Below are 24,427 nucleotides of genomic sequence, written 5' to 3'. Positions count from 1 at the left end.
GCGCGTATCGTTGAAATTTTTCCGCGTTCACGGTATACGGTCCATGTTGATTTTGCTGAAGGGGTTGAAAAAGCATGAACGCGCCATATTGTACACATCCGTTTGACGCTGCGACGCCTACTGCGCTGGTGACCGGCGGTTCCCGCGGCATCGGCAGGGCTGTTGCCGCAACGCTTGCCGGTGACGGCTTTCAGGTTTTGCTGACCTATGTAAGCCGTCCGGAAGACGCCAAAAACGCGGCGGACGAAATCGCCGCGGCGGGCGGCCGGGCCGCGGCCTTGGCGTTGAATGTCGAAGAAAGCGGCGCTGTGACGGAGTTTTTTGCGCGAGAAGTGAAGGACAGGGTTAATCTGGCCGTGCTCGTCAACAACGCGGGCATAACAAAAGACGGCTTTCTGGTACGTATGAAGGACGAGGATTTCGATAGGGTTATCGCAGTCAATTTGCGCGGGGCCTTCTGCTGCACAAGGGAAGCGGCTAAACTTATGAGCAGAAACCGCAAAGGGCGCATTATCAACATTTCTTCTGTGGTGGGGCAGATGGGCAATGCCGGACAGGTCAACTATGCTTCGGCCAAAGCCGCCCTGCTGGGGCTTACCAAATCCTGCGCCAAAGAGCTGGCTGCCCGGCAGATAACCGTCAACGCCGTGGCGCCGGGCTTTATTGAGACAGACATGACAGCGTCTTTAAGCGAAGAAGTCCGGGCGAGCTATGTGGCGGCCGTGCCCTTGAAACGCATGGGGGTTGCGCAGGATGTGGCTGACGCTGTGGTTTTTCTGGCTTCAGACAAGGCCGCGTATATTACAGGGCAGATTCTCGCCGTGAACGGCGGCTTGTACTGCTGAACGCGTCGGATTATCGTAATATGGCAATGTCAATATTTATTTCTGGAGGACAGCATGTCGGAAATTGAAGCGAAAGTTGTTAAAATTATTGTGGAGCAGTTGGGCGTGAGCATTGACGAAGTCAAGCCGGATGCCTCCTTTGTCGAAGATCTCGGCGCGGACTCTCTGGATCTGACGGAACTGATCATGGCTATGGAAGAAGAATTCGACATTGAAATAGGCGATGACGACGCGCAGAAGATTCTTAAGGTGCAGGATGCCGTCAGCTATATAGAAAATAAGAAACAGTAGCACATGCCCCGGCGGCGGCGATCTGTCGCTGCCGGCGGTTGCTGTAACGGGCGCATAAAATATGCGAGTTTTATGCGCGTTGTGATTTCGTTCGTGCTGACAAGGAGCCCGCATGACCCGACCACGTGTCGTGATTACTGGTGTTGCTGGCATCACGCCCCTCGCCAACGATATTGAAAACACTTGGAAAAAACTGATTGCAGGCGAGTCCGGTATCGCGCCGATCACGCTGTTTGACGCCTCGGCCTATAATTCGCGTATTGCCGGCGAAGTCAAGAATTTCGCTCCGGAGACATTCATGCCGCCGAAGCAGGTTCGGCGCATGGATCGTTTTACACAGTTTGCCGTGGCGTCGGCAAAAATGCTTTTAGAGGACGCCGGCTTTGCCGTCACGCAGGATAACGCCTTTGACACAGCCGTGATATTGGGTATCGGTCTCGGCGGGCTGCACACCATTGAGACTTGGCATGCAAAACTGCTGGAGTCCGGGCCGGGTAAAGTTTCACCTTTTATGATACCCATGCTCATTTCCAATATGGGGCCGGGGCAGGTGTCCATTTTTACCGGCGCCAAGGGGCCGAACATCGTCACAACAACCGCCTGTGCTTCAGGCATTCACGCTGTGGGCACAGCCTATGGCGAAATTTTGCTCGGTCGCGTCACGGCCGCCATTACCGGCGGGGTGGAGGCTACCGTCACGCCGCTCGGCGTGGCCGGCTTTACGGCGTTGAAGGCGCTTTCCACCCGTTGCAACGACGAGCCGGGCAGAGCGTCGCGGCCGTTTGACGCCGCGCGGGATGGTTTTGTGATCAGCGAGGGCGCGGGACTGGTGCTTGTGGAATCGCTGGAAAAAGCGAGGGTGCGCGGCGCGAAAATTTACGCCGAAGTGATCGGTTACGGCGCATCCGGCGATGCCTGGCACATGACTGCCCCGCGCGAGGATGGCGAAGGCATGGCCAGAGCCATGCAGAACGCCTTGCGCGAAGCAGGCCTTGCGCCGTCGGCGATCACGCATATCAACGCGCACGCCACATCTACACAACTCAATGATGTGACGGAAACAAAGGCCATCAAGCTTGTTTTCGGAGAACACGCGAAAAAAATTAAAATATCGGCCACAAAATCTATGACCGGGCACCTTTTGGGTGCCGCGGGCGGCATTGAGTCCGTTTTTACGGCGCTTGCCCTGTATGAGGAAATCCTGCCGGGCACCATTAATCTGGAACACCCTGATCCGCAGTGCGATCTTGACTATCTGCCTGACGGCTCGCAGAATATTGCCTGTGAATACGCTATGTGTAATTCCTTCGGTTTTGGCGGCACCAATGCGAGTCTGATTTTCAAAAAATGGGACGTTTGATCCCGTTTTACACTGGACGTCACAGCACAGTATAAAATTATATGCTTTAGCGCCGTGTTACCGCTGCACTAAAGCATAGATAAAACAGTTAACTCCAAACACAGCCAAGGATTATATTTCATGAATGAAATTTTGCTTCAGGATCCTGAGATCGCCAGGGCGATAGCGCTTGAGTCTGATCGACAGGTGAGCAAACTTGAGCTGATCGCCTCTGAAAATTTTGTTTCGCCGGCCACGCGTGAAGCCCAGGGCAGCGTGCTGACGCACAAGTACGCCGAAGGTTACCCGGGAAAACGCTATTACGGCGGTTGCGAATATGTGGATATGGCTGAAAGTCTTGCCGTGGAGAGGGCCAAAAAGCTTTTTCATTGCGAATACGCGAACGTGCAGCCGCATTCCGGCTCGCAGGCCAATATGGCCGCCTATTTTGCTTGTCTGACGCCCGGAGATACTATTCTCGGCATGAATCTTTCGCACGGCGGCCATTTGACGCACGGCAGCCGGGTCAATTTTTCCGGTCGTCTTTTCAAGGTTGTTTTTTACGGCGTGCGGCGCGAGACAGGCCGCATTGACTACGACGAAATGGAAGCGCTTGCCGAAGCCCACCAACCCGCCGCTATCATGGCAGGCGCGAGCGCCTATCCGCGCCGTATCAATTTTGCCCGTTTCAGGGCCATTGCCGACAAAGTTGGGGCGAAACTGCTGGCGGATATGGCGCACATTGCTGGGCTGGTGGCTGCCGGCCTGCACGAAAGCCCAATTCCCTACGCGCACATCACCACCACCACCACGCACAAAACCTTGCGCGGGCCGCGCGGCGGTATGCTTCTCGCCGGCGCGGAGACCGGCAAAATGATCGACAGTCAGATTTTCCCCGGCATCCAGGGCGGGCCGCTCATGCACGTTATCGCGGCCAAGGCCGTGGCCTTCGGCGAAGCTCTGCGTCCGGCCTTCGCCGTTTATCAGCGGCAGGTCGTCAAAAATGCCGCCGCGCTGGCGCAATATCTGACTGAAGCCGGCTATGAGCTTGTTTCCGGAGGCACGGACAATCATCTGATGCTGATGGATTTGACTAGGCAGAACATTACCGGCAAAGACGCGGAACAAACCTTGGATCAGGCCGGCATTACCGTCAATAAAAACACAGTGCCCTTTGAAATGCGTTCGCCTTTTGTGACGTCGGGCATTCGCCTGGGCACGGCGGCGTTGACCACGCGCGGCATGAAGGAAGAAGCTATGCGCATTGTGGGCGGTTTTATCGTGGATGCGCTTGCAAAACGCAACAGCGCGGCGGATATTGCGCAACTGCGCAAACAGGTGGAGGAATTCGCCCGCGCGTTCCCCCTGTTCGTCTGGTAAGCCGCGAGAACCATAATGCAGCGACTGCCATGGCCGGAATATTTTATGAATATCAGCTACTTTGTAAGCGAGCGATCCACATGCACGCGCCGCAGGGTGGGGGCTGCGGCCGTCAAGGCCAAGCGCATTCTGGCGACGGGCTATAATGGGGCTCCATCGGGTGGGCCGCACTGCCTTGATGTGGGATGTCTGCGTGAGGAGATGGGTATCCCTTCCGGGCAGCGTCATGAAATCTGCCGCGGTTTGCACGCAGAACAGAATGTGATTATTCAGGCGGCAATACACGGCATCAGCATTCAGGGCGCGGAACTGTACTGCACGACACACCCCTGCGTGCTGTGCAGCAAAATGCTGATCAACTGCGGCATCAGCCGGATATGGTATACGGAAAATTATCCTGACGGGCTCGCGGCGGTCATGCTCAAGGATGCCGGAGTGACTGTGCGGCAGTTCTATTTTACGCCGCCGGCCGTGGGGGCGGAACAACGTGTCTGAGCAGGACTATGCGCCCTTTATGCGCGAGGCCCTTGCGCTGGCGCAAGAGGGACGTTTTACCGCCTGCCCCAACCCTACTGTGGGCGCTGTGCTGGTGCGCGACGGCCGTATTGTGGCCGGGGGCTTTCACCGCGCCGCGGGGGATGACCATGCCGAAGTGGCCTGCCTGAAAAATGCGGCGGAGGGCAGCCGGGAGACTGTCGGAGCCACACTTGTGGTCACGCTGGAACCCTGCAAGCATTGCGGAAAAACGCCGCCGTGCACAGACGCCATATTAGCGGCCGGCATAGCAAGGGTGGTTGTAGGTCTGGCGGATCCGAACCCTCTGGCCGGCGGCGGCTCCGTGCGTCTGCGCGAGGCCGGCGTGGAAGTCATTGAAGGTGTACTGGAACAGGAATGCCGTGATCTTGTCGCGGATTTTTTGGTCTGGCAGGAGACGGACCGGCCGTATGTAATTCTTAAAATGGCCGCCACGCTGGACGGTCGCATTGCCGCGCGCAACGGTCAATCCCGCTGGATCGGCTCCGCTGCTTCACGTCGGAAGGTGCAGCAATGGCGCGCGGGCGTCGGCCATTGCGGCGGGGTTGTTCTTGTGGGCGGCGGCACATTCAGGGCGGACAACCCCCGGCTCACTGCGCGGGACGCATCCGTTGCCGGGCCCCAGCCTCTTGCCTGTGTTGTCACGTCGTGTCTGCCGCGGGCTGACGACGCGGCGTTTTTGCCGGCGGAGCGGCCCTTGCAGACAATTTTTTTTACGTCTCCCGCAGCGGCCGGGTCTGTTGAAGCCGATCGGCTTCGCCGCAGGGGCGTGCGCGTGCTGGACTATGGGTATGGACCGCACGACGGGGCGGATTTTGTTGCGCTTATGAGAACCCTGCGGCAGGAGACGGGCAGCCCGTATGTGCTTTGTGAAGGAGGGGGACGGCTCGCCCTGTCTCTTCTGGAGGCGGATATGGCGGACGAATTTCGCCTGCATCTCGCGCCCTCCATTTTGGGAGACAATGAAGCTTTTCCCCTGTTCACCGGTCGTGCGCCCCTGGGCATGGACGAAGCGCTGCGCATGCGGGTGAGTGAAACAAGCCTTTGCGGCGGAGACGTGCATCTTGTGCTGCGGCCTGTTGTATAATTGATTATTTTCCAACTTGGTGGATCAGAGATGTTTACGGGCATTGTGCAGGGCTTGGGCGAGATTGTCGCGCTTGACAAAAAAGGCGGGGAGTGCCGTCTGACGTTGCGTCCGCTTTTTGTCCTGTTGGATATTGCGGACGGGGAGTCCATTGCCGTCAATGGGGCTTGCCTCTCGGTGGAGACGCACAACAGGGATTCTTTTACGGCCTACGCCTCTGCGGAAACACTTTCGCGCACACTTCTCGGCGGGCTTGCGCACGGCAGTCAGGTAAACCTTGAGCGTGCTCTCGCGCTGGGCGAACGTCTGGGCGGGCATCTGGTCAGCGGGCACGTTGACTGCCTTGCCACGGTGACGGAACTGCGTCCGTCCGGACAGTCGTTTGTGTACCGTCTGACGTTTCCGGAAGAGTTTGCCGTGGAGGTCATATACAAGGGTTCCGTGGCCCTGGACGGCGTCAGCCTGACGGTCAACGCCTGCGGAAAAGATTTTTTGGAGGCCAACGTCATTCCCGACACCCGCAGGCGCACGGCGATTCGGTACTGGCGGCCGGGGACGCGCGTCAATATGGAAACAGATATGATAGGCAAGTATGTGCGGCGATTGCTTGAAGCGCGCAACGCCCCTGCTGCGTCCGGCGGCGGCCTGAACCGTGAATTTCTGCTGGAAAACGGATTTCTTTAGAGAACGGCGTGTTTGAGATTGCCGCTTGCCGCCGCGTCAACAGCTTGCGGACGGGCAGCGTCTCTCCAGACAATCTTTGCTTCAAAGTCAGCGTCAAGCCGCCGATGGTCCCGCATGTGCGAACACGCGCAACGTAATCTTCATCTTGCCACATAGGTTGAAGGCGGACAGAAAACTGAAGCGTTTTGCTGTATCCATTTGCCGAGGGAGATGTCCCTTGTCCGCTCCAGATCTGCCGAAATCTGTAATATGGCCTGCATACAAGGTATTCAACGCCTTGTGAGCGCTCTTGATTTGGGCTACATTTGAGTTGATTGGACCGAATTACATTTCGCAGGAGTTTTCAAAATTATGAGCACTGTCACAGTCACAACCATTGCCGGTCGTTTGAACGCTGTCGGCCTGAAAGTGGCCGTCGTTGCCACACGTTTTAACGACTTTATTGTGGACCGCCTTGTGAGCGGCGCGCTGGATTATCTGGAACGTCACGGAATTGATCCGGCGGGACTCACGCTGGTGCGTGCGCCCGGCGCTTTTGAGTTGCCTCTGATATGCCAGAAGCTGGCCGCCTCAAAAAAATATGACGGCATTCTGGCGCTCGGTGCGGTGATACGCGGCGGCACGCCGCATTTTGATTATGTTTGCGCGGAGGCGATAAAGGGCATTGCGCAGATCATGCTGGCTTTCGGCACTCCAGTGGGTTTTGGTCTTCTTACCTGCGACACCATTGAACAGGCTATTGAACGCGCCGGCGCCAAAGCCGGCAATAAGGGTGTTGAAGCCGCATCCGCCATGCTGGAGACCATACGCGTGATGGAACAGCTGTAGGTTATGAACAGGGGCAAAAAGCGCCGGGCAGAGCGCGAGCTGGCCTTGCAGGTGCTTTATGGTCTTTCCTTCACCCCGGCGAACAGCCGGGAAGAGATGCGTCTGGCCTTTTTACTCTCGCCGCACAACGCTGGCACCGGGACAGGGCAGGATGTTTCGAGGTATGCCTTCACGCTGGTGGAAGGGGTCTGGAGCGCAAGCGCAAAGCTTGACGCCGCTATTGCCCGGTATGCGCGCAACTGGCGCGTGGACCGTATGGGCCGCGTTGAGCTGACTCTGTTGCGTCTTGCTGTGTATGAGCTGTTTTTTCGGCAGGATGTGCCGCCCAAGGTGGCCATCAACGAGGCTTTGGAATTGAGCCGCCAGTTCGGCGGTGAGCAGGCGAAAAGCTTTATCAACGGCATTCTGGACGCAGCCGCAAAAGCGGCGGAAAGCGGAGAATTTCTCCTTTCCGGAGCACAGTGCGACAATTTGTGACCTGTCGATGCTCTTACGCCCCGGTGTGGGCGGACAGAACTGTTTTACATGTACTTGATTATCAGTAATAGTTTTTATGATATACTGGTTCGGAGGCAGGGGCAGATGATGCAGGAACAGTACAGCCCGCAGAGTGTTGAGGCAAAATGGCAGGCCCGCTGGCGGGCTCAAAAGGCTTTTGACGTCGGCAGCAGGGGCGATGGGCCCAAGTATTATGTGCTGGAAATGTTTCCCTATCCTTCCGGAAACATCCACATGGGGCATGTGCGCAATTATTCCATCGGCGATGTTGTGGCGCGCTGCAAGCGAATGCATGGGTTTAACGTGCTGCACCCCATGGGATGGGACGCTTTCGGCCTGCCGGCGGAGAATGCGGCCATACAGCGCCGCACCCATCCCGCAAAATGGACATACTCCAATATAGCCAATATGCGCGCCCAACTGCAACGCCTTGGATATTCCTATGACTGGTCGCGGGAAATCGCCACATGTCGGCCGGAATACTACCGTTTTGAGCAGGTATTTTTTTTGCGCCTGCTTGAAAAAGGGCTTGTATACCGTAAAAAGGCCCCGCAGAACTGGTGCCCTGCCTGTCACACAGTGCTGGCGAACGAGCAGGTGGTTGACGGTCTGTGCTGGCGTTGCGACAGCCGTGTAGAGCAGAAGGATCTGACGCAATGGTTTCTCAGGATAACTGCGTACGGCGATGAGCTTTTGAACGACCTTGCCCTGCTTGAAGGCGGCTGGCCCGACCGTGTGATAACCATGCAGCGGAACTGGATAGGCAAATCCACCGGAGCATCCGTCACTTTCGGTCTTGAAAAAAGTATTGCTGGCGTAAGCGGCATAGAGGTGTTTACCACGAGGCCGGACACGCTTTTCGGTGTGACGTTTATGACACTGGCGCCGGAACATCCCCTGGTGGAAGACATTATCGTGGGTTATGACAAAACTGGTGAAGTGCGCACCTTTGTGGAACGCATATGCGCAATGGACCGTTTGGAGCGTCAGACCGATACTCTTGAAAAAGAAGGTGTTTTTACAGGGGGTTATGTCGTCCATCCCTTCAGCGGCATGCGCGTACCCTTGTGGCTCGGCAATTTTGTGCTGGCAGATTACGGTACCGGCGCGGTAATGGGCGTGCCGGCGCACGATCAGCGTGATTTTGATTTTGCGCGTAAATATGGCCTGCCTGTGCGGGTGGTCATCTGCCCTGAAGGGGAAAGTCTCGACCCGGACGACATGGACGGGGCGTTCACGGGCGATGGCCGTATGGTCAATTCCGGGCCTTTTGACGGCATGGGCAATGTGCCGGGCAAAGAGGCCGTGGTCGAAGCCCTGGAAAAAGCGGGCAGGGGCAAGGCGGCCATACAGTTTCGTCTGCGTGACTGGAACATTTCGCGCCAGCGGTACTGGGGCGCTCCCATTCCCGTGGTGTATTGCGAAAAATGCGGCATGGTTCCGGAGAAAGAGGAAAATCTGCCGGTCATTCTGCCGTTAGACGTCAAAACGCGCGACGACGGCCGTTCGCCCTTGCCTGAAACCGCTTCTTTTGTGAATTGCCTCTGCCCGCGCTGCGGCAAACCAGCCCGACGTGAAACCGACACGATGGACACCTTTGTGGAATCCTCCTGGTATTTTGCCAGGTATACCGACGCGCGCAGAACCGACGCACCCTTCAGTGCAGATGCTCTCAAGTACTGGCTGCCGGTGGATCAGTATATAGGCGGCGTGGAACACGCCATCCTGCATTTGCTCTATGCCCGTTTTTTTACCAAGGTCTTGCGTGATCTGGGTTTTTTCCCTCTGGACATTGCGGAGCCCTTCGCGCATCTGCTCACGCAGGGCATGGTGCTGAAAGATGGATGCAAGATGTCGAAATCCAGGGGCAATGCGGTTGACCCAACGGCAATGATGGACAAATACGGCGCGGACACCGTGCGTCTGTTTTGTTTGTTTGCAGCCCCGCCGGAACGGGATTTTGACTGGTCGGATTCCGGAATAGAAGGAGCTTCCCGATTTTTGGGCCGCGTGTGGCGGCTGTTTTTTGAAGAAAAGGACAGGCTGCTGCCTCTCAAGGCGTGCGGGGCGGCCTCCGCCGACGCGTGTAGCGCCGATGCCCGCGAATTGCGGCGCAAAGAGCACCTCTCTGTGAAAAAAGCAGGGGAGGATATGGCCCGTTTTCAGTTCAACACGGCTATTGCCGCTGTTATGGAGCTTGTCAACGCCATGTATCTTGCGCGTGAAAAACTTGGGCGCAGTGAGGCTGAAAGGCGTGTGTTTTCGTCCACCATGGCTACGGCGCTGACACTGCTTTTACCTGTTGCTCCCCATATTTGTGAAGAATTGTGGGAGCGCCTCGGACATGCGCAGCCGCTTGCGGACGAGCCCTGGCCGCAGTGGGATCCCGCGGCAACGGCCCGTGCTATGCTGACTGTGGCATTGCAGGTCAATGGCAAGCTGCGCGGCACTGTTGAAGCGCCGGCAGATGTGGATAGGGCCGCGATTGAGGCTGCCGCCCTCAATGATCCGGCTGTGCTGCGCCATACGGCAGGAATGATCGTGCGTCGGGTTGTGGTGGTGCCTGGAAAGCTGGTCAATATTGTGGCTTCCCAAGCATAGTTTCGAGGCGCAACGACGCGCGTGTCGCGGACACATACAGGCAGTATGCAACATCAGTATATCGGGGTGCGTCATGTCTTCAGTCGTGTCCGGACAAATGCCCGGTTTTTGCTTTCTGGTCTGTCCGGACTCGTTGTTGCTCCACAGACGGCTTGATGAGCGACTTGCGGCTTTTTCCCCCGTGGGCGGGCAATGGGAACGCCATGTTCACTGGGGCGACGAGGAACCGCCAAAATCCTTTTGGGAGCAGCTCACCATGCAGGGGCTGTTCGGCAATGCCCGCGCGGTCATTGTCCGTCAGGCCGATCAGTGGCCCGCCGCCGTCTGGAAACAGCTTTCGCATGCTTTGGCTCGTCCTTCGCCGCAATGTTTGTCTTTTTTTTGTCTTGAGGTGGCATGGGAAAAGGGCAAACCAAAAATTCCCGCTTTCTTCTCCAAACTTCGCTGTTTTGTCTTTGCCGACAAACAGGGCTGGGTTTGGCGTCAGGATGGTCTGAATGAGCGCGGCATAAAGCGTCATGTCCAGTCGCGGGCCAGTGCGTTGGGCCTGGAGTTTGAGCAGGATGCGCTCGAACAGTTCTGCGCCTCTGTGCTGCCGGACGCGTCTGCAGTTGAAAATGAACTGCAAAAGTTTGTTCTGCTGCGTTCCGCCGCCAAAGCGGCCGGTGACGCCGGGCGTATCACTTCGGCCATGACAGCGCTGTGCGCTTCAAGTCCGGAGTGCAATATTTTTGCCTGCCTGCGACATATTGAGGCGGGCAATCTGCCCGCCATGCTGCGGGAAGTGGCGCGAAGCCGCGACAGCGTGGGGCTGCTGTTCCCCTTGCTCTCTTTGCTCGCGCGCGATATGCGCCAGCTCTGGCGTGTCAAGGCCGGTGAACAGGTGCGGTTTTTCCCTTTTGAGGCTGAATTCAAGCAGCACCTGGCGAGGCGTATTGATTTTGCGCGGCTTTCTAAATGTATGGCGCTGATTATGGACGCGGAGTTGCAGGTGAAAAGCGGCCGTCTTGAGGCGGGGCAGAGCCTTGACTTTTTGACGACGGAATTGACGTGTCTTTTTAAGGAGCTGTCGGGACAGGAAAAGTCGGTGTCTGAAAGGAATGTGTGAAAATGACCATCATGTTGTTGCAGCGCATTCAGTTACCTTTCCGCAAGCGCATCCCGGGGCTTGCCGCGTACAGGGGAATGCGCATTGCCGGCATGCACTTGCCGTTTTCAGGCGACGGCATGGTCGTAGAAGCGGCAAGGCCTGGCGGGGCGGAACAAAAAAGGAAAAGAAATGACGCAGACAGTGTATCGCTGCGGCCATGTGGCCATCATGGGACCGCCCAATGCGGGCAAATCCACATTGCTCAACGCGTTTTTGGGGAAGAAGGTGACCATTGTCACACCAAGGGCTCAGACCACACGCAATCAGATTATGGGCATCCTGACAAATCCCGCAGCGCAGATTATTTTTATGGATACGCCCGGTCTGACGCAGATGCGTGGACGCCTTTCCAAAACGATGATTCAGGCCGTCTGGCAGAGTCTTGGGCAGGCGGACGTTATCATGCCTGTGCTTGATGCCCACCTGTATATATGCCGCCCGGAATTTCTTGAAAGGGATCTCGCGCCGGCGGCAGATGCTCTTGCCGGTGATAACCGCCCCATAATCGCAGTAGCGAACAAGATAGATATGTTCGGCAACAAAAGCCGCATGCTGCCCTTGCTCACCCGTTTGCAGGAGATATGGCCGGCGGCGGAAATTTTTCCTGCTTCGGCCCTTTGCAAGGATGGTCTGCAGGGACTTGTGTGTCTTGTCGAGAGCAGACTGCCTGAAGGCGAGGCGCAGTACCCGGCAGATCAGCTCTCCATATCGCCTTTGCGTTTCATGGCGGCCGAAATTATCCGTGAAAAACTTTTTATGCGTCTGCGCGAAGAAGTGCCCTACGGCGTCGCCGTGGAGGTGGAGAACTGGGAAGAGAATGAAGAGCAGGGCCGGACGATCATCCACGCTGTCATATATGTGGCCCGCCCCATGTACAAGGCCATGGTCATAGGACGGGGCGGCGGCGGCATCAAAGAGATCGGCAGCGAGGCGCGCCGTGAAATGATTGAACTTATCGGGGGCAAGGTGCATTTGGAACTCTGGGTCAAGGTGCGGGAAAACTGGGCGGAAGACCCGATTTTTTTGCACAATATGGGCTTTGCGTGAGCCGCCCCGGAATTGTTGTTATTTACCTGTTCCAGTGGATGTTGTTATGCGTGACGGTGATCTGCTCGGGCGGTATGAGCGCGTGCTGGAGCGTCTTGACGCGGCCTGTGCGGCTGCAGGACGCCGTCGGGAGGAAGTGACCCTTGTCGCGGTGTCGAAACTGCACCCGGCTTCGGCGGTGGTGATTCTAGCAGCCGCCGGGCAGAGAGACTTCGGCGAAAATTATATGCAGGAAGCCCTGCAAAAACGGGAAGATATGGCCACACTGGCGGACAGCGCGGCAACGGAAAACATCCGCTGGCATTTTACAGGCCATCTTCAGAGCCGCAAGACCGCGTCGGCTGCGGGCGTTTTTGTATTGCTGCACACGCTGGATTCGTGCAGGCTCGCCTGTGCTTTGGAAAATCGGCTTGCGTCGTGTGGGGAGCGTCAGGCCGTGCTTGTACAGGTCAACCTGGCGGCTGAGCCGCAGAAATCAGGGGTTATGACTGAAAATTTACCCGCTCTGGTCGATTATATTATGGAATATTGTCCGCATCTGGAACTGCGTGGCCTTATGTGTCTGCCGCCTGTTTTTGACGCGGGCGAGGCTGCGCGTCCGTATTTCGCGCGCCTGTACGCCTTGCGTGAAGACTTGCGTGCAAGGCTTTCTTTGCCCTTGCCGGACCTTTCCATGGGCATGAGCGGGGATTTTGCGGCGGCAGTGGCGGAAGGAGCGAGCCTTGTGCGTATAGGAACGGATATTTTCGGGCCACGTTTGGCATAGATGCCCGGCTGAGAGGGAAATGTCGGAGTATTTTAACACCATCTGAAGAGAGAAACTTGAGGACGGATTTGCATGGTTAGAGAAGCTCGGGAAGGGCACCTTAAACGGGGGCTGAAAAATCGCCACATTCAACTTATTGCTTTGGGCGGTGCTGTGGGCACCGGCTTATTTTTGGGCACGGGCGGGGCAATCTTTGCGGCAGGCCCCTCGGTCATCCTGGGTTACGCCCTGGCCGGTCTTTTGGCCTTTTTGATTATGCGCCAATTGGGCGAAATGGTTACCGAGGAGTCAAAAGCCGGTTCCTTCAGCTATTTCGCCTATAAATATTGGGGGGAATTCCCGGGTTTTCTGGCCGGGTGGAATTATTGGCTTCTTTACGTTATGGTTGCCGTGTCAGAATTGACGGCGGTGGCAGCTTATATGCAATACTGGTTCCCGGGTCTGGAGACTTGGGTTTCGGCTTTTCTTTTTTTTGTGCTCATCAACGCCATCAATCTGACTGCCGTCAAGGCTTTTGGGGAGATGGAATTCTGGTTCGCCATTATCAAACTGGTCGCTTTAGCCTCCATGATCGGCATTGGTGTATATATCCTTTTACTAAACCCTGAACTGGTTCCCGGTTCCGGCCTTGAAAATTTATGGCAGATGCCCCAAAGCGGTGAACACGCCGGAGATCCGGCCTATGGCGGATTCTTCCCCAACGGACTAAAAGGGCTGCTTCTGGCTGTGCCGATAATAGCCTTTGCCTTCGGCGGCCTGGAATTGCTCGGCATAACTGCCGCCGAGACCGACAGTCCGCATGAAGTTATTCCGCGGGCAGTCAATCAGGTCATTTATCGCATCTTGTGCTTCTACATCGGTATTCTGGTCGTTCTTCTGTCGCTGTATCACTGGAGCAATCTGCATCTCACGGACAGCCCCTTCGTCATGATTTTTGACCGGATCGGATTCAAGGCCGTGGCCGGAACCCTTAATTTCGTGGTGCTGACTGCCTCCCTGTCGGTCTACAACAGCAGTGTCTATTGCAACAGCCGGATGCTCTATGGGTTGGCTCTTCAGGGAAACGCTCCAAGTCTGTTCAATAAAACAGACAAGTGTGGTGTGCCCGGCCCAGCCATGCTGCTCTCTGGCGTCCTGACTTTTTTTGTGGTGCCCCTTAACTACTTCATGCCTTCCTGGATTGACGCCTTTCAGGTAGTCATGAGCATAGTGGTGTCCGCCCTGGTCATCAACTGGGCAATGATCAGCCTGGCTCACCTGAAATTCAAGCAATATATGACTCGGCACCATCACCGAACCATCTTTCCGTCTCCGTGGTATCCTTTCAGCAACTATCTGTGTCTGGCAAGCACCCTGTTTATTCTGGGAGCGATGGGCACCCCGGATTTAGGCATGCTCAGAGCGGTAATGGCCGTTCCGATTTGGGTGGGTCTGGCTTATATAGGTTTCCGGCTCTTAAAAAAGAAATCAAACCTGCCGATATAAAATATGCCGTTTTTGTTATGGTTAAATGAAAAAGATGCGTATCATCTTTAAAAGAAACAATAGTGCGCAGTGATTTTTGGAGAAATTATGGCCACAACAACAATAGAATGGACAAAGGCAAGTTGGAATCCTGTGACTGGTTGTACAAAAATCAGCCCCGGCTGCAAGAACGGTTATGCGGAGCGCATAGCAATGTCTTCATGCTATGGGGAATAAAAACTATGAAAACACGTTTTCTCTAACTCTACAGCCACATATGCTCAACCTGCCTCTCTCATGGAAAGCCCCTCGCCAAATTTTTGTGAACTCCATGAGCGATCTTTTCCATGAAGATATACCACTTACCTATATCCAACAGGTAGTTGGAGTAATGCAGCAAGCGAAACAGCATACTTTTCAGGTACTCACCAAAAGAAGCCGGCGATTGCGTATGCTTTTTCCTGAAATCAGCTGGCCTGATAATGTCTGGATGGGGATTACTGTCGAAAGTTACGAGGTTACAAACAGGATTGATGATCTTCGGGCAACAGGTGTGAAAATTAAATTCCTCTCTTGTGAACCCTTGCTGTCTTCTCTTGGCGAAATTAACCTTACCGGCATTGACTGGCTGATAGCGGGCGGAGAATCCGGGCCGCAATCACGCCCTATGCGTAAAGATTGGGTCATAGAGCTGTGATCAGTGTGAGCTAGTCAGACACAGCCTTCTTTTTCAAACAGTGGGGCGGCATACACAAGAAAAAAGCTGGTCGTATGCTTGATGGACCTTTTTGAAACCAGATAACCTCAAAAAATGAGGAAAGATGTTGTCAGTTCTCACTGTGACAACATAAATTTTCAAGGTGAGGAAATTACACCACTCTGAATTTTATCAGGTCGAGTTCCGACGAAAACTGAGCAACTTTTTGGAGGAGCCAAGCGATCTTGGATGCCGGATAAATTATTACAATTCAGAAGGGATGCATCAGGGCAAAAGTGTTGCTGCAAAACTCCTCTCAGCCGGGCATGACCCGATTTTAAATGCTTCCGTTATTCCGGCAAAGTGATAAATTGCGCCTGCAGCGCGCGGATGCGGTCGCGCAGTTCGGCGGCTAGCTCAAATTCCAACTCACGCGCGGCTTGACGCATTTCCTTTTCCAGCGCAAGCGCGCAGGCGGCAGCCTCCTCGGCAGTACCCGGCGGCGCGTCCTGCGCCTTGTCACGACCGCGGCCGCGTCTGCGGCCAGCGACATTTTTTCCCACATACAGTGTATTCAATGGAGATTCAAGACTTTTTTTCGTGCTTTGCGGCGTGATGTCATGCGCAATATTATATGCTGACTGTTTCGCCCGCCGCCGGCACGTTTCGTCCAGAGCGGCCTTCATGGAAACAGTCATTGTGTCGGCATACAAAATTACCTGCCCGTTCACGTTACGCGCGGCCCTGCCGAAGGTCTGTATCAGGGAGCCTGCTGAGCGTAAAAAACCCTCTTTGTCTGCGTCCAGAATACAGACAAGAGAAACCTCTGGGATATCAAGACCTTCTCTCAACAGATTGATGCCGACCAGCATGTCGAACTCTCCCAGCCGCAGTGACCGGATAATCTGCATGCGCTCAAGCGTGTCAATATCTGAATGCAGATAGCGGGCTTTAACGCCCATATTACAGCAGTATTCCGTCAAATCCTCGGCCATGCGCTTTGTCAGTGTTGTGACGAGCACACGTTCTCCGCGCGTTGCCCTTGCGCGGCATTCACTCAACAGATTTTCCATCTGGCCCGTCACGGGCCGGACATCCGTCAGCGGATCCAGCAGACCGGTGGGCCGGATGATCTGTTCGGCCACAACGCCTTGCGCCTCATCAAGCTCATAGCGTCCCGGCGTTGCCGAAACGAACACAACCTGATTAATCAATGCCGTGAATTCTTCAAAACGCAAGGGTCTGTTATCTAGGGCTGAAGGCAGGCGAAAACCATAATCCACCAGGGTCTGCTTGCGGGAACGGTCCCCTCTGTACATGCCGCCCACCTGCGGCACCGTGATATGCGATTCGTCAATAAACAGCAGAAAATCGGGTGGAAAGTAATTGAAAAGGCAGGCCGGCGGTTCGCCGGGCCGGCGGCCGTCCAGATGACGGGTATAATTTTCAATGCCGTTGCAGTACCCGAGCTCTTCAATCATTTCCAGATCAAGCTGTGTGCGCTGCTTCAGACGTTGCGCCTCCACAAGTTTGTCCTGATCCTTGAACCAGGCCAGACGCTCGGACAGTTCCAGATGAATGTCGTTCGCAGCGCGCTGTAAATTATCCCGTGCTGAAACGAAATGACTGGCCGGGAACAGGACGGTTTTTGCGGTTTCGCTTAAAACCTTGCCGGTGAGCGGGTCAATTTCGCGCATGGCGTCCAGTTCGTCGCCGAAAAACTCCAGACGTAAAGCTTGCTCATGGTGATAGGCGGGAATGATCTCCAGCGCGTCCCCGCGCACGCGAAAAGCGCCGCGGTGTAAATCGTAGTCATTGCGTTCGTAGTGCACTTCAACAAGGCGGCTGATCAGACTGTCCATTGACAGATGCTGCCCGACCTCAACCGGGATGACCATTCTCGCGTAATATTCCGGCGAGCCCAGGCCGTAAATGCAGGACACCGACGCGACAATAACCACATCACGCCGCGTCAGCAGAGCGTGCGTGGCAGCATGACGCAATTTGTCAATATTGTCGTTGACGGAAGAATCTTTTTCAATATAGGTGTCGGAAGCGGGCACATACGCTTCCGGTTGGTAATAGTCGTAATAGCTCACAAAATATTCCACGGCATTGTGCGGAAAAAGCTCGCGGAATTCATTATAGAGCTGGGCCGCCAGTGTTTTGTTGGGCGCCAGCACCAGTGCCGGACGCCCGCACTTCGCGATCACGTTGGCCATGGTAAATGTCTTGCCGGAAGCGGTCACGCCAAGCAGCATCTGGGCGCGCACGCCTGCGTGCAGATTGTCCGCCAGCGCCGCAATAGCCTTCGGCTGATCGCCCATAGGCGTGTAGTCTGTCTCAAGCAAAAAAGATACGCTGTCCATCAACGGAATATCAATGTCGGGCTGCTACAGGCACCAGCGCAAAACCGTCGCCCCTGCACGTCAGGCTGGCGGCCCCGCCCTTTTTCAGGGTTCCGAAAAGCAGCTCGTTCGCCAGACGATCCTCAAGCTCGCCGCGTATAAGGCGGCGCAGGGGACGCGCGCCCATGGACGGATCAAAGCCTTGACGGGCTAGCTTTTCCCGCGCCTTTGCCGTCACGGAAAGGCGGACATTGCGCTGCTGCAGCGACTCGCGCAATTCCGCGACAAACTTGTCCACAATGCGCAGCATCATTTCCGGCGTCAAAGTTCTGAACGGCACAAGAGCGTCCAGACGGTTGCGGAACTCCGGCGTAAAAATATTTTCCACTGTCTTCAGCGCCTTGTGCGCCGCGTCCCGGGGATCGGCATCGCCAAAGCCGATGTTTGCCTTTGCCATTTCAAAGGCCCCGGCATTGGATGTCATTATCACAATGACATGCGAAAAATCCGCCTTGCGCCCTGTGCTGTCTGTGAGCGTCGCATAGTCCATTACCTGCAGCAGCACATTGAAGATGTCGGGATGGGCTTTTTCCAGTTCATCCAACAGCACCACGGAATACGGCGTCTTGCGCACGGCCTCGGTGAGCATCCCCCCCTGATCGAAACCCACATAGCCGGGAGGGGTGCCGATAAGTCTTGCAACGGCATGCTTTTCCATATATTCGCTCATGTCGTACCGCAAAAACTCCACGTCCAAAAGACGGGCCAGACTGCGAGCCACTTCGGTTTTGCCTACACCTGTCGGCCCATAAAATAAAAACGCGCCGGCGGGACGCCGCTCTCCCCCGAGACCAGCACGCGCTCGAAGAATAGCCCGAACCGTCAGCGCAACGGCTTCATCTTGACCGAAGACCAGATTTTTTAAATCCCTCTCCAGATTCGCCAGACGCGCCCGTTCCCGCCCGGAAACAGAGCGCAAGGGAATGCCGGCTATGCGGGCCACAACGCGTTCTACGTCGTCTGTGCTCACGGTCGGACGCCGCGTTGCCGCGTCCGCGCGTTCAGCATGCCGCCCAAGACGCACAAGCGCTCCCGCCTCGTCCATGACGTCAATGGCCTTGTCCGGCAGCAGGCGGTTCCGTATATGCCGGGAGGCAAGGTTAACTATTGTTTTGAGCACGGCTTGACTGTAGCACACATGATGGTGCTCCGCATAGCGGCCGCTGAGCCCTTTTAAAATAGCCAGACAGTCTTCCGTACTCGGCTCATGCAGGTCAATGCGCTGGAAGCGCCGCGCCAGCGCCCTGTCTTTTTCTAGATGGTTGCGGTATTCCTCATATGTCGTGGAGCCGATGCAGCGGATATCGCCGTTGGCCAGCGCCGGTTTCAAGAGATTCGAAGCATCCATTGAGCCGCCGGACGTGGCGCCGGCGCCGACGAGGGTATGGATTTCATCAATGCACAAAACAGCGTCGGGCATGGCCTTTAATGCCTGTATGACAGCCTTAAGCCTGTTTTCAAAATCGCCGCGGTAGCGTGTGCCAGCCAGCACAAGGCCCATGTCCAGCGCAAAAAGGCGCGCATCGGCAAACAATGGCGGCACGCGACCTTCCACAATGCGCAGGGCCAGACCTTCCGCCAGCGCCGTTTTGCCGACGCCCGGGTCACCCACAAAAAGAGGATTGTTTTTCCGGCGGCGGCAGAGCACTTCCATAGCCCGTTCCAGCTCTTCGCCGCGTCCGACCAGTGGATCAATCTTGCCCGCTCTGGCGTGCGCCGTCAGGTCCACCGTGTATTTCGCCAGGACGTCAGCGCTATCTTTCGTCTCGTCATTTTTTGCCGTGATTCCGCGTGAACCGGCGCCGTCTCCCAGTCCGTGTGAAACAAAGGTCAGCACGTCCAGTCGTTCCACGCCCTGCCGACGCAGGTAATACACGGCATAGCTTTCCTCTTCATCTAGAATGGCGATCAGCAGATCCTCAATCTCCATGCGCGCGCGACCGGCCGAACGGATATGGCTGATCGCCCTCTTCAGCACGCGCTGCACCCCGGCTGTCTGCGTGACCTCATAATCGCCGGCTGTCTCCACCGACGTCAGCTCGCTGTGAAAAAATCCTTCAAGCTGTTCCCGCAGCACAGCCACGCCGACGCCGCTGCCGTCCAAGACAATTCTGCCTTTCGTACTGTTGGTAAGCGCGTACAACAAGTGCTCCACAGTCAAAAGATCTTGCCTGCGCCGGTGCACTTCCAGAAGCGCGTCCCGCAGGACGACCTGTACGTCATGGCTTAACATGTCAGTCTCTGTTTATGCCTGAATAAAGATTTATCAGTATGTGTCACTATGCCTTTTCCATAGTGCACCTGAGGGGGAATCCCGCTTTCCGCGCCTTGAAATGCACCTGATTTACCCTTGCCTCCGCAACTTCCCGCGTATAGACCCCGCACTGCCCGATACCGTGCTGATGCACGGCCAACATAATAGAGGTGGCCTGCTCAAGCGTTTTGTGAAAAATGCCGCACAGAACGCCGACAACAAAATCCATGCTTGTATAATCGTCGTTGTGCAGCAGCACGCGATACCTGTCCGGCTCCTTGAGTTTTTTTTCAACAACAACCTGGGCGTTGTCATCACAATCAGGTCTATGCAGCGGCATGCGATACTCCCTCCGGCAAACCGAGTTTTTGCCGCCAGAAGCGCCGCTGTTCTTCACTGAACACAAAAGACAAACTTGGCGGCATGCTGTTTTGCCGCTGCCATTCCTGATGGAGATCATGATAACTTTTTATGCTCGCCTGCCCTTCACCAAAGCCCAGCCGCCACGCGACGCGCAGAATGTGCTCCGCTTCTCCTTCCAGTTCTACCGCCGTCATGAAGGGCAGCACGTCCAGATCGGCCTCCATATCTTCCCAGCGCCACTGCTCGCGTATTTTTTCATACCGCGCCGTCACACGAAAGCCCAGTCCCTCCAGCACACTGCGCATGCCTAAGTCATGCACCACCTCCAACTCATGCTCTTCACGCACCTTGAACCGCGCTCCCTGTTGCTCCGCCGGCAATTTGAGCGTGAGCATATAACGTGTTTTTCCCGGCCATTCCTGTGTGCGCAGACGCAGCAGCCGGCTGCCCGCGACAAGCTCGGCAGAGGGAGTGTCAAAGATATCATTGCGTTCAAAATGAGCGCCCAGATTGTGCGCGCCCTGCGCTTTCAGCGCTGCGCGCACAACGTCAAAATCAACCTGCAGATATTTACGCTCAATTTCCAGCGACATGACTGTAACTCTAAACGGGCTGTGACAAATTGAATGATATGGTTTTCTTAATGTCGACGGAACAACTGCTGCTGCAGCGCGGCAACCGTCGCAATGCCGCCGGCGGAAGCGTCCGGATACACAATCGGGATATAGCCGAGCCGCCGTGCTTGAGCAAGGCGCGCTTCCTGCGCCGTCACAGGCCGCACCTGACCGTTGAGGTCCACCTCGCCCCATAGCACGCATTTCTCCGGCAGAGGCACGTCATAATATGAGGAAAGAACAGCTGCCACCAGTGCCAGATCAAGTCCAGGTTCCTGCAGACGCATGCCGCCCCCCACCTTGGCGTAAATATCCACCTGATTGAAGCTGAGTTTAAGCCGCTTTTCCAGCACTGCCAACAGCAAATGCAGGCGATTGACGTCAAAACCGAGCGCCGTGCGGCGGGGGATGCTCAAAAACGTGTGCGCCACAAGGGCCTGCACTTCCACAGCCAGCGGACGCTGCCCATCCACCGCCATGACCACGGCAGTGCCGGACAGTGACGGGTCGCGCGCGTCCAGAAAAAACGTGGACGGATCGTCCACCACCCGCATGCCGTCCGTGCCCATGCGAAAAACCAGCAGTTCCTCGTTCGGGCCAAAACGGTTTTTAAACACGCGCAACAGACGAAAGGTATGGCGGCGGTCGCCCTCCAGCGAGACAACCGTGTCCACAGTGTGTTCCAAGAGACGCGGCCCGGCCAGCACCCCGTCTTTTGTGACGTGCCCGACCAGTATCAGGGTGACGCCCGTACGGCGGCAGGTTTCCAGTAGCATTGTCGCCACGGCACGCACCTGACTGACATTGCCCGGCAGGCCTTCCGCCTCAAGGCTTGTCATCGTCTGCACGGAATCCAGCACCAGCAGCGCGTGCCGCCCGACGGCGAGGGCATTGAGCACGTCCTCCACGCGCGTTGTAGCAAGCGCTGTCAGATGGGGGTCAAGCAGGCCGAGCCGTTCGGCCCTGGCCTTGATTTGCGGCAGGGATTCCTCGCCTGTGGCGTACAGCACAGGCCGCGCCTGCTTCGCCACCAGCCCTGCCACTTGCAAGAGCAGCGTTGATTTGCCGATGCCCGGTTCGCCGCCCACAAGAATGCCCGCTCCGGGCATAAGCCCATTGCCGAGCACCCTGTCAAGCGCCGCGAGGCCGCTGCCGTAAGGGGCGTGGCCGACGTCGGCCACATCGCACAGGGCTATGGGACGGACTTTCGCAAGAACAGCCCCGGCGGGCTTGAGGCCGGCCGAGCCGCGCGCCACGGCCACGGCCTCAAGCGTGTTCCATGCGCGGCAATTGGGGCACTGCCCGCGCCATTGCGGCGTCTGCGCCTTGCAGACGGAACAGACATACACTTCGCGCGTTTTTGACATGTCCGAAGAGTACGGAAAAAGCCCGGCAGCCGCAAGCGTGGGACTGTATTCCTTGTCTTGAACATATTCAGCGTGGGGGAGAGATGCTGAAAACGTTTGGAAACAACGCCGGAGATGCCGGCACGCTCTTCGGCAGATTCGATGGGGCGGCACTCAGACTGCGCACTTCCACAAGGCTTTTCCGTCACATCGGCAATCTGCTTCACGACAAAAGCAGCGTCAATACCTTGCGCCGCGCTGCCTTTGCGGGTAGTGAACACACACATGCGCACCATCTCCCGCCTGTCTGCTGCACCTCCTGTTCCCGCCCTGATGGTTCAAGGCGTATCCTCCAATGCGGGCAAAAGTTTGCTCACTGCCGCCCTCTGCCGTCTGCTGACGCGTCGGGGGCTCAAGACAGCTCCTTTCAAAGCCCAAAATATGGCCCTGAATTCCTTTGTAACGGATGACGGCAAAGAAATGGCGCGCGCACAGGCCCTGCAGGCCGCCGCCTGTGGCCTGTCCGCCGATGTGCGCATGAATCCCGTTCTTCTCAAGCCCACCTCCCATACCGGCGCGCAAATTATTGTTATGGGAGAGCCGGTGGGCCAAATGCGTGTGCGCGAGTATCATCTCTACAAGACTAAGGCCTGGCGGGCCGTGCGCAAAGCATACAAAAGCCTTTGCGTGGGAAAGGACGTCATGGTGCTGGAAGGCGCGGGCAGCCCGGCAGAAATAAATCTCAAGGCCCACGATATCGTCAATATGCGTATGGCCCGTCTTGCCGACGCCCGCGTGCTGCTTGTCGCAGACATTGACCGTGGCGGCGCGTTTGCCGCTCTTGTCGGCACCATGAGCCTGCTGGGCCGCGCCGACAGGGCGCGCGTGGCAGGCTATGTGCTCAACAAATTCCGGGGCGACGCCACATTGCTTACATCGGCGTTCACCGCTGTAAGCAGCCGCACGCGCAGACCCTTTCTAGGCGTTATTCCCATGCTGAAAGACCTGCATCTTCCAGAGGAGGATTCCGTCAGTTTTAAATTGGGAATCACGCCGGGCCTTTTTACGTCAACCGGCCCGGACAAAACATGCCCTCCCCAAACACTCGATATAGCGGTGACAGACCTGCCCCATATCAGCAATTTTACGGATCTGGACGCGCTACGCGCAGAACACGGCGTTCGTGTGCGCATCCTGCGGCGGGCGGAAGACTTCGGCGTCCCGCACGCGGTCATTCTGCCCGGCAGCAAAAATACCGTTGCGGATATGCGTTTCTTGCAAAAAACCGGTCTTGCGGAGGCCATTTGCCGTTTTTCCAAACAGGACAACGCGACTGTCGTGGGTATTTGCGGCGGTTTGCAAATGCTCGGCCAACGCATTGACGACCCTTTATGCATTGAGGATGGAGGCAGGGCAGCAGGCCTCGGGCTGCTGCCCCTGCGCACGCGACTTCGCGAGGTAAAGCAATTGCGCCGCGTCGCTGGCAGAATGCTTGAAACGGTAGCCGGCACCGCCTTGTCGGTAGAAGGTTATGAGATACGCCACGGGCAAAGCGAGCCGATAAGCCGCCGCAAAAAACACGACAGGATGGCGCCGGTCATGGAAGATACTGCGGGAAGGGTGTTGGGCTGGGGCCGTCTTGAGCCGGACGGCCGTGCGCGTGTGTGGGGCGCCTATTTGCACGGCCTTTTTGACGCGGACGCCTTCCGGCATGCTTTTTTAAATAGCCTGCGCGAAAAGGCGTGTTTTGCGCCGCAGACAGGGTGCGTTTACAGTCTGGGCCCTGAACTGGACAGGCTCGCCGATGTGGTGGAACAAAATCTCAACATGCTCTCCGTATATTCTCTGCTGGGAGTATGATCGGATGTTTTTCAAGGCAGGCTTCATACCGCTTGTGATTGCTGTGATTATCCATAATTACATGATATTTTCTGCCTGCTTAGGAAGGTTGAACAACAGATCATCCATAAAAGCAGGAAAACCGGGCTTTGTTTTGGCGCCGGAGATGTCACTTCCCGCTTATATGCCCACTCGCTTCTTCCAAAGCCAGAGGTTTATTGTCCAGGTTACGCTTGGATTCAAGCCCTCTGAACCGTTTCAGGCAGGAATATCATATAATTGAAATTTCAGCAATTAGACACCAGATATTGTCTAGAAATTCATTCAATTGTCCTGTTTTGCGCGGTGCATCGCGTTGACGAAAGGCCGCTGATTTTTTATTCTGACCAGCT

At 56.2% G+C, this 24,427-nt stretch carries 22 protein-coding genes; 17 read left to right on the top strand and 5 right to left on the bottom strand.

Translation table 11 applies throughout. From position 1 onward, the window contains the following. The first annotated feature begins 74 nt into the window (after positions 1–74). From fabG to RSDT_RS05335, 16 genes are all read left to right on the top strand, one after another. Positions 75–845, top strand: coding sequence for a 3-oxoacyl-[acyl-carrier-protein] reductase (fabG, locus tag RSDT_RS05410; RefSeq protein WP_096399868.1), 771 nt, complete (start codon positions 75–77; stop codon positions 843–845). A gap of 54 nt (positions 846–899) precedes the next feature. Further along, on the top strand, positions 900–1,136 hold the full coding sequence (acpP, locus tag RSDT_RS05405) for an acyl carrier protein (RefSeq protein ID WP_096399867.1): 237 nt from the start codon (positions 900–902) through the stop codon (positions 1,134–1,136). Positions 1,137–1,248: 112 nt separating this feature from the next. Next, entirely contained in the window at positions 1,249–2,496 is a 1,248-nt protein-coding gene (gene fabF / locus RSDT_RS05400) for a beta-ketoacyl-ACP synthase II (protein WP_096399866.1), read from the top strand. 120 nt (positions 2,497–2,616) lie between these two features. After that, positions 2,617–3,855 (top strand): serine hydroxymethyltransferase, encoded by a 1,239-nt coding sequence (glyA, locus tag RSDT_RS05395; protein WP_096399865.1) that lies wholly within the window; start codon positions 2,617–2,619, stop codon positions 3,853–3,855. A 15-nt stretch (positions 3,856–3,870) separates the two neighbouring features. Beyond that, positions 3,871–4,350 (top strand): deoxycytidylate deaminase, encoded by a 480-nt coding sequence (locus tag RSDT_RS05390; protein ID WP_096399864.1) that lies wholly within the window; start codon positions 3,871–3,873, stop codon positions 4,348–4,350. After that, positions 4,343–5,476 carry a bifunctional diaminohydroxyphosphoribosylaminopyrimidine deaminase/5-amino-6-(5-phosphoribosylamino)uracil reductase RibD gene (ribD, locus tag RSDT_RS05385; protein WP_096399863.1) on the top strand — a complete coding sequence of 378 codons (1,134 nt, stop codon included), beginning with the start codon at positions 4,343–4,345 and terminating at the stop codon, positions 5,474–5,476. Before RSDT_RS05390 ends, ribD begins: the two co-directional genes overlap by 8 nt. 30 nt (positions 5,477–5,506) lie before the next feature. Next, positions 5,507–6,160: a riboflavin synthase gene (locus RSDT_RS05380; RefSeq protein WP_096399862.1), complete on the top strand. Its 654-nt coding sequence runs from the start codon at positions 5,507–5,509 to the stop codon at positions 6,158–6,160. Positions 6,161–6,511: 351 nt separating this feature from the next. Continuing rightward, entirely contained in the window at positions 6,512–6,988 is a 477-nt protein-coding gene (gene ribH, locus RSDT_RS05375) for a 6,7-dimethyl-8-ribityllumazine synthase (RefSeq protein WP_096399861.1), read from the top strand. Between the two features lie 3 nt (positions 6,989–6,991). Then, positions 6,992–7,465, top strand: a complete 474-nt coding sequence (gene nusB, locus RSDT_RS05370) for a transcription antitermination factor NusB (RefSeq protein WP_096399860.1) — start codon at positions 6,992–6,994, stop codon at positions 7,463–7,465. A 105-nt stretch (positions 7,466–7,570) separates the two neighbouring features. After that, positions 7,571–10,087 (top strand): leucine--tRNA ligase, encoded by a 2,517-nt coding sequence (gene leuS, locus RSDT_RS05365; RefSeq protein ID WP_096399859.1) that lies wholly within the window; start codon positions 7,571–7,573, stop codon positions 10,085–10,087. 73 nt (positions 10,088–10,160) lie between these two features. Then, entirely contained in the window at positions 10,161–11,195 is a 1,035-nt protein-coding gene (gene holA, locus RSDT_RS05360; RefSeq protein WP_096399858.1) for a DNA polymerase III subunit delta, read from the top strand. A gap of 171 nt (positions 11,196–11,366) precedes the next feature. After that, positions 11,367–12,284 (top strand): GTPase Era, encoded by a 918-nt coding sequence (gene era / locus RSDT_RS05350; RefSeq protein WP_096399856.1) that lies wholly within the window; start codon positions 11,367–11,369, stop codon positions 12,282–12,284. Positions 12,285–12,330: 46 nt separating this feature from the next. Next, positions 12,331–13,050 carry a YggS family pyridoxal phosphate-dependent enzyme gene (locus tag RSDT_RS05345; protein WP_096399855.1) on the top strand — a complete coding sequence of 240 codons (720 nt, stop codon included), beginning with the start codon at positions 12,331–12,333 and terminating at the stop codon, positions 13,048–13,050. A gap of 72 nt (positions 13,051–13,122) precedes the next feature. After that, positions 13,123–14,535 (top strand): amino acid permease, encoded by a 1,413-nt coding sequence (locus RSDT_RS05340; RefSeq protein WP_096399854.1) that lies wholly within the window; start codon positions 13,123–13,125, stop codon positions 14,533–14,535. 87 nt (positions 14,536–14,622) lie between these two features. Next, on the top strand, positions 14,623–14,751 hold the full coding sequence (locus RSDT_RS07920) for a DUF5131 family protein (RefSeq protein WP_408606694.1): 129 nt from the start codon (positions 14,623–14,625) through the stop codon (positions 14,749–14,751). Next, complete coding sequence (locus RSDT_RS05335) at positions 14,741–15,211, top strand: DUF5131 family protein (RefSeq protein WP_331712853.1); 471 nt, start codon at positions 14,741–14,743, stop codon at positions 15,209–15,211. Before RSDT_RS07920 ends, RSDT_RS05335 begins: the two co-directional genes overlap by 11 nt. A 350-nt stretch (positions 15,212–15,561) precedes the next feature. On the opposite strand, the gene uvrB is transcribed toward RSDT_RS05335, so the two are convergent. Genes uvrB through radA form a run of 5 tightly spaced genes read right to left on the bottom strand, consistent with a single transcriptional unit; the run spans position 15,562 to position 22,217 of the window. Next, positions 15,562–17,580 (bottom strand): excinuclease ABC subunit UvrB, encoded by a 2,019-nt coding sequence (gene uvrB, locus RSDT_RS05330; RefSeq protein ID WP_096399853.1) that lies wholly within the window; start codon positions 17,578–17,580, stop codon positions 15,562–15,564. Positions 17,581–17,590: 10 nt separating this feature from the next. Further along, complete coding sequence (gene clpA, locus RSDT_RS05325; RefSeq protein ID WP_096399852.1) at positions 17,591–19,852, bottom strand: ATP-dependent Clp protease ATP-binding subunit ClpA; 2,262 nt, start codon at positions 19,850–19,852, stop codon at positions 17,591–17,593. 46 nt (positions 19,853–19,898) lie between these two features. Further along, a complete protein-coding gene (gene clpS / locus RSDT_RS05320) occupies positions 19,899–20,213 on the bottom strand; it encodes an ATP-dependent Clp protease adapter ClpS (protein WP_096399851.1) in 315 nt (104 codons plus the stop codon). Next, positions 20,200–20,829 (bottom strand): class IV adenylate cyclase, encoded by a 630-nt coding sequence (locus RSDT_RS05315; protein ID WP_096399850.1) that lies wholly within the window; start codon positions 20,827–20,829, stop codon positions 20,200–20,202. The genes clpS and RSDT_RS05315 overlap by 14 nt, the downstream gene beginning before the upstream one ends. Positions 20,830–20,876: 47 nt before the next feature. Then, complete coding sequence (gene radA / locus RSDT_RS05310; protein WP_096399849.1) at positions 20,877–22,217, bottom strand: DNA repair protein RadA; 1,341 nt, start codon at positions 22,215–22,217, stop codon at positions 20,877–20,879. 264 nt (positions 22,218–22,481) lie between these two features. On the opposite strand from radA, the gene RSDT_RS05305 reads away from it, so the two are divergent. Then, complete coding sequence (locus RSDT_RS05305) at positions 22,482–24,056, top strand: cobyric acid synthase (protein ID WP_231941924.1); 1,575 nt, start codon at positions 22,482–22,484, stop codon at positions 24,054–24,056. Positions 24,057–24,427: the final 371 nt, after the last annotated feature.

Source organism: Candidatus Desulfovibrio trichonymphae, assembly GCF_002355955.1.
GTDB lineage: Bacteria > Desulfobacterota > Desulfovibrionia > Desulfovibrionales > Desulfovibrionaceae > Desulfovibrio > Desulfovibrio trichonymphae.
The sequence above is the reverse complement of the archived record's forward strand: the minus strand, read 5'-3'. Positions and strand labels throughout refer to the sequence as shown.